Below are 7,462 nucleotides of genomic sequence, written 5' to 3'. Positions count from 1 at the left end.
TCGCCACCGACGAGCAGCCACGCCCCGGCACCACCGCCGAAGCCCTGGCCAAGCTCAAACCCGCGTTCAAGAAAGATGGCAGCGTCACCGCCGGCAACGCCTCGGCACTGAACGACGGCGCCGCCGCGGTGATGCTGATGAGCGCCAGCAAGGCCCGGGCCCTGGGCCTGCCGGTGCTGGCCAGAATCGCCGCCTACGCCAACGCCGGGGTCGATCCGGCGATCATGGGCATCGGCCCGGTCTCCGCCACCCGCCGCTGCCTGGACAAGGCCGGCTGGACCCTGGACCAACTGGACCTGATCGAAGCCAACGAAGCCTTCGCCGCGCAGTCCCTGTCGGTGGCCAAGGAGCTGGAATGGGACGCCAGCAAGGTCAACGTCAACGGCGGCGCGATTGCCATCGGCCACCCGATCGGCGCGTCGGGCTGCCGGGTGCTGGTGACCCTGCTGCATGAAATGCTCAAGCGCGATGCCAAGAAAGGCCTGGCGACCCTGTGCATCGGCGGCGGTCAGGGCGTGGCCCTGGCGATCGAGCGCTAACCTGCGCGGGTCCTCCCCGCAAAAACCGCCCTTGTAGGAGCTGGCTTGCCAGCGAAGGCGTCCGTGAGATCGCTTTCGCCAGCAAGCTGGCTCCTACAACTGGCGGGACGCTGGTAAACTGCGGCGCCTTATTCCTCTCCTCCAAGGCGCCCTGCATGTCCTCCTTGAATCAGGCGCTGCGCGCCGCCCTCGATCACCGTCAGGACCTGCTCGCCGAACTGCATCAGCAAGGCACCGACTGCTATCGCCTGTTCCACGGCAGCCAGGAAGGCGCCGGCGGCCTGACCGTCGACCGCTATGGCCCGCAACTGCTGGTACAGAGCTTTCACCAGACGCTGGAACGCGACGCCCTGCTGCACCTGCACGAAACCGTCAATCAGCACCTGAACCTAGCGACCCTGTTGGTTTACAACGACCGCTCCCGGGGCAACTCGCGTATCGACCGTGAAGACTCGGTGTACCGCGCCGAGGACAGTGCCCTGGAGGATCTGGTCGGCCACGAATGGGGACTGAATTATCGAGTCCGTGGCCGTCATGCCGGGCAGGACCCGTTGCTCTTTCTCGACCTGCGCAACGCTCGCGGCTGGGTCAAGCAGCACAGTGCCGGGAAAAGCGTACTCAATCTTTTCGCCTATACCTGCGGCGTCGGCCTCAGTGCTGCGGCCGGAGGCGCCCGAGAGGTCTGCAACCTGGACTTCGCCGAAGGCAATCTGGCGGTAGGTCGGGAAAACGGCCAGCTCAATCCGCAGCTACCCGGCATGCAGTTCGTGCAGTCGGACTACTTTCCGGCCATCCGCCAACTGGCGGGCCTGCCCATCAGCCAGCGACGCGGACAGAAGCTGCCCAGCTACCCACGCCTTGAACAACGCCAATACGACCTGGTACTGCTGGACCCTCCAGCCTGGGCCAAGAGTGCCTTCGGCACCGTCGACCTGCTGCGTGATTACCAGAGCCTGCTCAAGCCCGCGCTGCTGGCCACCGCCGAAGAAGGTGTGCTGATCTGCTGTAACAACCTGGCCAAGGTGTCGTTGCAGGACTGGCGGGAGCAAGTGCTGCGCTGTGCCGAGAAAGCCGGGCGGCCAGTGCGCGACTGTCAGGTCCTGGCCCCCGCTGCGGACTTCCCTTCCCAGGACGGACAACCGCCGCTGAAAACCCTGATTCTGCAACTTTGATCAAGGGCAAGAAATCTGAACAATCCTGAAGACTGTGATGGTTTCGGAACCGTAAACGCGTGCCATACTCCAAGGCACTTCCGATTCAGATAGATGAAGCCTCGCATGACCAAAGGATTGATTCGCGCTCTCTGCGCCTTGTTGACCGCTCTCGCCCTTTACAGTCTGCTGGGCTTTCTGATTTTGCCGGGCATCGCCTTGCGGGTGGCCAACCAGCAACTGGCCAACTACGCCACAACCCCGGCCCATATCCAGCGTATTGAACTCAATCCCTTCAGCCTGGAACTGACCCTCTGGGGCCTGAGCGTTGGCGAACCGGGCAAGGAGCAGATCGCCTTCGAGCGCCTCTATGCCAATCTGCAATTGGACAGTCTGTGGAAACGCGCCCTGCATCTGGCGGACGTCGAACTGGACCAGCCCAAGACCGAGATCCTCTTCGACAAGGAAGGCAAGCTCAACCTCCTGGCCCTGTTCAAGCTGCCTGCCAGCGAACCGACCCCGAGCGATCCCGATGCCAAACCGTTTCCCGTTCGCATTGAACGCATCAAGCTGGCGGGCGGCTATCTGCACTTCAAGGACCTGCGCCCCAGCGAACCCATCGAGTTTCTCTACAACAAGCTCGACTTTGAACTGAAGAACCTCAGTACCCTGCCGGACGACAGCGCTGACATGACCCTGGTGGCCACCGGCCCGGAAGGCGGACAGATCGACTGGAGCGGCAACTTCAGCGTGACCCCGCTGACTTCCGAAGGCACCTTGAAAGTCACCGACGGCAAGATGAAAGCCTGGTGGCCCTACGTACGTGACGCCGTGCCGCTGGTGCTGGAAGACGGCGTGGTGAACCTCAGCACCCACTATAAATTCAGCCTGACCAAGGAGACCGAACTGCTGCTGGACAATACCTCCATCAGCGTTGCGCCATTCGCCATCAAGGCCCCAGACGGCCGCCCGCTGGCGCGCCTGGAGCGCCTGGATGTCAGCGAAGCGACGGTGGACCTGGCCAAGCAGCACGTGATAGTCGGCAAGATCCGCAGCCAGAAGCTGGAGACCTGGGCCGCCCTTGAAGCCGATGGCCAACTGGACTGGCAAAAGCTCTTCGCCAGCCAACCCGCCAAGCCGGCCGCCGAACCTCAGCCAGCTACCGCCGATACTCCCAAGGAACCTGTAGCCCCCAGCAAGCCCTGGCAGGTCCTGCTCAAGGACGTGGAACTGCGCAACTATCAGGTGCACCTGGCCGACCGCCAGGCCAAACCGGCAGTGGCTCTGGATGTTGGCCCACTGAACCTGGATCTGAAAGACTTCGACAGCCTCAACCAATCGCCTTTCACCCTCAAGCTCGATACCGGCCTGGGTAAACAAGGCAAGGTCAGCGCCACCGGCGAAGTCAACCTCAACCCCATCACCGCCAAGCTCAAGGTGCAGACCAAGGACATCGACCTGCGGGTCGCACAGTCCTACATCAGCCCGTTCATTCGCCTGGAACTGCGCAGCGGTATGCTCGGCAGTGACCTGGCGGTGGACCTGAAGAAAGTCGAGCCGCTGACCTTCAGCATCACCGGCCGGGCCGAAGTGGCTCAGTTGCACACCCTGGACACCCTCAAGACCCGCGACTTCGTAAAATGGAAACAAGTGGTGGTGGAGGGCCTGAACTATCAGCACGGTGACAGCCTGACCATCAGCCGGGTCAACCTGATGCAGCCTTATGCACGTTTCATCATCAACGATGACCGCACCACCAATATCGACGACTTGCTGATTCCGCAACCCGCAGACGGCAGCAGCAAATCCTCGGGCAAGCCGGCCCCAAGCGCCAGCAAGCCACTGGGTATTCACATTGGTGAAATCGCCATCAACGATGGTTCGGCCAACTTCGCCGACCTGAGCCTGACACCGAACTTCGCCACCGCGGTCCAGCAACTCAACGGGCATATCGGCACCATCGACAGCCGCCAGGCCAAGCCGGCGGAAGTGGACGTCAAGGGCAAGGTCGACCGCTATGCCCCAGTGACCATCAAGGGCAGCGTCAACCCCTTCGATCCAATGGCCGCACTGGATATCGCCACCAGCTTCAAGCGAGTGGAGCTGACCACCCTGACACCCTACTCCGGAAAATTCGCCGGTTTCCGTATTCGCAAGGGCCGACTCAACCTCGACTTGCACTACATGATCACCAAGGGCCAGCTCAAGGCCGAGAACAAACTGGTGGTCGAACAACTGCAACTGGGGGAAAAGGTCGATAGTCCGGACGCCGTGGACCTGCCGATCCGCCTGGCCGTGGCCCTGTTGAAAGACACCGATGGCAAGATTTCCATCGAGTTGCCGATTTCCGGCGACCTCAACAACCCGCAGTTCAGCGTAATGCCAATCGTCTGGCAGACCCTGCGCAACCTGGTGCTGCGAGCAGCCCAGGCGCCCTTCAAGTTCATTGGCGGCCTGGTCACCGGCGGTGGCTCCGAAGACCTGAGCAATGTGTCCTTCGCCCCGGGTTCCAGCGAATTGAGCAAGGAGTCCGAGTCAGCCCTCACCACCCTGGCCAAGGCCCTCAAGGAGCGTCCGACCCTGCGCCTGGAGATCGAAGGCACCAGCGCCCAGAGCAGCGATGGTCCGCTGATCGCCGAACAGCGTCTGGAGCGTGAATACCAGTACAACTACTACAAGATCCTGCAACGGCGCGGCGACAAGGTTCCGGCCCAGGCGTCCTTGCTGCAGGTGCCCGAAGGCGAGAAAGCGCCATTGCTGGAAGGCATCTACCGTACCCGCCTGAAACAGCAGCCTCCGGCCGAATGGACCCAGCTCAGCCGCAACGAACGCAGTGCCAAACTGCGTGAGGGGCTGATCAAGTTCTGGAGCGGCAGCGATGTGTTGCTGCGCCAACTGGGCCAGGAGCGGGCGAGCAGCATCAAGGATTTCCTGGTGGACAAGGGCCAGTTGGCCGATGACCGGGTCTACTTCATCGATGCCAACCTCGGCCAGGCCGAAAGCGACGGCAAGGTAGTCACCCCGCTGCACCTCGATAGCGAGTAAGGCGCGCGCCGGCCCCGAACGGCGCTACTTTCCCACGCCCAATAGAACAGGCCCCGACACGATATGTCGGGGCCTGTAATGATCACATCCTTGTGATCTTCCGCATGAACCCTTGAAAGAAGCGGCAAACGTATCACTCGGCTCGTCTACCGCGCCCTCTCCCTGTCCAGGCGAGAAGCTTGGGGTCTTACTCGGCTTTCAGGCCGTCGGCAGAGACCGCTTTAACGCCTTTGATTTTCTTGGTGATTGCCACTGCGGTGGCTTTCTGCGACTCAGTAACGGCGACAGTGGACGACAGCGATACCACGCCTTTGTTGGTTTCAACCTTGATGTCGGTGCCAGGAATGCCTTTCTCGGTTACCAGATCGCTTTTCACTTTGGTGGTGATCCAGGTATCGGAGGTGGCCTCTTTGGCCTTGGTCACTTCACCGGCAGCCACAACCATAGGCGACTGGGTGCTTTGAGTGGTCTGCGCAAATGCTGCGTTGGCCATGGTCAGGGTCAGAGCGGTAGCAGTTGCAGCAGCGATAGCGAACTTCTTCATACGAGTAACTCCTGTTCTTTTAGAAAGCCTGCGCCGTGTCCTGGCAACAGGGTTATGAGGGATATTGCAGGTGCTGTGCCAAGTCTAGACAACAAAAAATATCCATAAAAAACAATCACTTATAGACAATCAAAAAAATCGTCATCATGCAAAATGCATGACCACCCAACAATCTGCATGCAAGTTGCGGTTTTTTCGATGCGCTCCATCACGCGCGCTCCACAACAGCCTGCCGGGGCTCAGGCGTCATCCGCAACACAGCCCTTGGGCGCATAGTCGGCCTCCACCGTGGTGTTGCAAGTCCAACCGGAAGCTGGCGAACGACTCAGTATCAGCGTCTTGTTCAACACCGGGCCCGGAGCATTGAGGAGGGTGCAACCGATGCTGCCTTCACCGGTGGCAGCAGTGCCCTGGGCACTCATTCTGCAGTTCGACGTCAGGGGCGTGCCACCGGCCAGGGCCAGAGTCGGATCGGTTCCCTGGTTGAGCAGATCCTCGATATTGACCTTCAGCGCCGACGCCTCGGCGAGCGCGGCAATCATCTTGGCCCGCACCTGATACTTGGAATACAGCGGCATCGCCACTGTGGCGAGAATGCCAATGATGGCCACCACCACCAGCAATTCGATCAGGGTAAAAGCGGATTGATGTTTCATGAGCTGCCTCCTGGCAAGAATGCTCCGTGGGTAATCAGCAACCCTTGAAGCATGCCCTGTGCCAGAGTCGCCCCCCACGGGATTCAAGGGCTGCAGCGTTGATAGCCCATGGCCTTGAGCGCAAGGAGTCGCACAAACTGACAAATTTCGTCATCTCGCGCCCCTATGCGACAGGTGTCCGGCAGCTAGGCTTCAAGAGGCTCACCCCTGCACCAAGGAGCGAACCATGGCGGTAAAAGCACCCGTTGCCAGCGTCTATCTCTGGCAAGGCACCGACGGCCAGGGCCACAAGATGGCCGGCGAGCTGAGCGCTGCAAACCCGAGCCTGATCCGATCCCAGTTGCGCAGGCAGGGCATCACTCCAACCCGGGTAAGCCGCAAACCCAGGATCTGGCTCCGACCGGTTCATCAGGTCAAGGCCCGAGGGATCGCCCTGTTTACCCGGCAACTGGCAACCCTGATGCAGGCCGGCGTGCCAGTGCTGCAAGCCTTGGAAATCATTGCCGAGAGTTTCGTCCAGCCATCGATGCGCCAACTGCTGGCCAGCCTCAAGCGCGACATCGAGGCCGGCTCCAGCCTGGCTACGGCGCTGCGCCGGCATCCGCGTCACTTTGACGAGCTGTACTGCAATCTGGTGGATGCCGGCGAACAGGCCGGTGCACTGGATACCCTGTTGGAAAGGGTCGCCACCTATAGGGAAAAAAGCGAGAACCTCAAGGCCCGAGTAAAAAAGGCCATGGTCTACCCCCTGGCGGTGATCGGCGTGGCAATCCTGGTCAGCAGCATTCTGTTGCTCAAGGTGGTTCCCCAATTCCAGAGCCTGTTCGCCGGGTTCAACGCCCAATTGCCGCTACTGACCCGATGGGTCATCGCCCTTTCCCATGCCCTCCAGAGCCACGGCGGGTGGTTGCTCAGCGCCGGCCTGCTGATGGGGGTCGGAATCAGGCAGTCCTATCGGCGCTCGGCGCGCCTGCGCGACAGCGTGGATCAGGGACTGCTGCACCTGCCCTTGGCCGGCCCCCTGCTGCACAAGTCCGCAGTGGCCCGCTACGCCCGCACGCTGGCCACTACCTTCGCGGCTGGCGTGCCGCTGGTTCAGGCCCTGGATTCAGTGGCCGGAGCCAGTGGCAACAAAGTCTTCAGGCAAGCGGTGGAGCGCATCCGCCAACAGGTGGCCAGCGGCATGCAACTGAACTTTGCCATGCGCGCCAGCGGCGTCTTCCCTACTATGGCAATCCAGATGACCGCCATCGGTGAAGAATCCGGAATGCTGGATCATATGCTGGAAAAAGTCGCAATACAGTATGAGGTCGAGGTGGACCACCTGGTGGACAGCCTGACCAGCCTCATGGAGCCGTTGATCATGGTCATCCTGGGCAGTATCGTCGGCGCCCTGGTGGTAGCCATGTACCTGCCCGTCTTTCAACTCGGTACAGCGATCTGAACATGTCCTTGACTGAAGTCATGACCCTTTACCCCCTGGCCTTCGTGACTGCGGCCCTGGTGCTGGGGCTGCTCGTGGGCAGC

At 61.2% G+C, this 7,462-nt stretch carries 7 protein-coding genes; 5 read left to right on the top strand and 2 right to left on the bottom strand.

Annotation, left to right across the window (positions count from 1 at the left end; genetic code table 11):
* The 3 genes from BLX41_RS08450 to BLX41_RS08440 all read left to right on the top strand — a co-directional run.
* A partial coding sequence (locus BLX41_RS08450; RefSeq protein ID WP_123724611.1) for an acetyl-CoA C-acyltransferase occupies nucleotides 1-539 on the top strand: 539 nt, incomplete at its 5' end.
* A 155-nt stretch (nucleotides 540-694) separates the two neighbouring features.
* Nucleotides 695-1,711, top strand: a complete 1,017-nt coding sequence (locus tag BLX41_RS08445; protein WP_123724504.1) for a class I SAM-dependent rRNA methyltransferase — start codon at nucleotides 695-697, stop codon at nucleotides 1,709-1,711.
* A gap of 105 nt (nucleotides 1,712-1,816) precedes the next feature.
* The gene (locus BLX41_RS08440; protein ID WP_123724503.1) at nucleotides 1,817-4,735 is read left to right on the top strand and encodes a DUF748 domain-containing protein; all 2,919 of its coding nucleotides are present in this window, start codon (nucleotides 1,817-1,819) and stop codon (nucleotides 4,733-4,735) included.
* A 187-nt stretch (nucleotides 4,736-4,922) separates the two neighbouring features.
* Here the strand turns inward: BLX41_RS08440 and BLX41_RS08435 are convergent, their stop codons facing one another.
* A complete protein-coding gene (locus BLX41_RS08435) occupies nucleotides 4,923-5,279 on the bottom strand; it encodes a BON domain-containing protein (protein ID WP_123724502.1) in 357 nt (118 codons plus the stop codon).
* A 239-nt stretch (nucleotides 5,280-5,518) separates the two neighbouring features.
* On the bottom strand, nucleotides 5,519-5,935 hold the full coding sequence (locus tag BLX41_RS08430) for a pilin (protein ID WP_123724501.1): 417 nt from the start codon (nucleotides 5,933-5,935) through the stop codon (nucleotides 5,519-5,521).
* Nucleotides 5,936-6,161: 226 nt separating this feature from the next.
* On the opposite strand from BLX41_RS08430, the gene BLX41_RS08425 reads away from it, so the two are divergent.
* Both BLX41_RS08425 and BLX41_RS37225 read left to right on the top strand, forming a co-directional pair.
* Complete coding sequence (locus BLX41_RS08425) at nucleotides 6,162-7,379, top strand: type II secretion system F family protein (protein ID WP_123724500.1); 1,218 nt, start codon at nucleotides 6,162-6,164, stop codon at nucleotides 7,377-7,379.
* A 2-nt stretch (nucleotides 7,380-7,381) separates the two neighbouring features.
* Nucleotides 7,382-7,462 (top strand): hypothetical protein (locus BLX41_RS37225; RefSeq protein ID WP_404942757.1); only part of this gene is annotated, 81 nt, incomplete at its 3' end.

Origin of the sequence: Pseudomonas protegens (assembly GCF_003732485.1) — a bacterium.
GTDB lineage: Bacteria > Pseudomonadota > Gammaproteobacteria > Pseudomonadales > Pseudomonadaceae > Aquipseudomonas > Aquipseudomonas protegens_B.
This window is presented reverse-complemented; position numbering and strand designations above follow the sequence as displayed.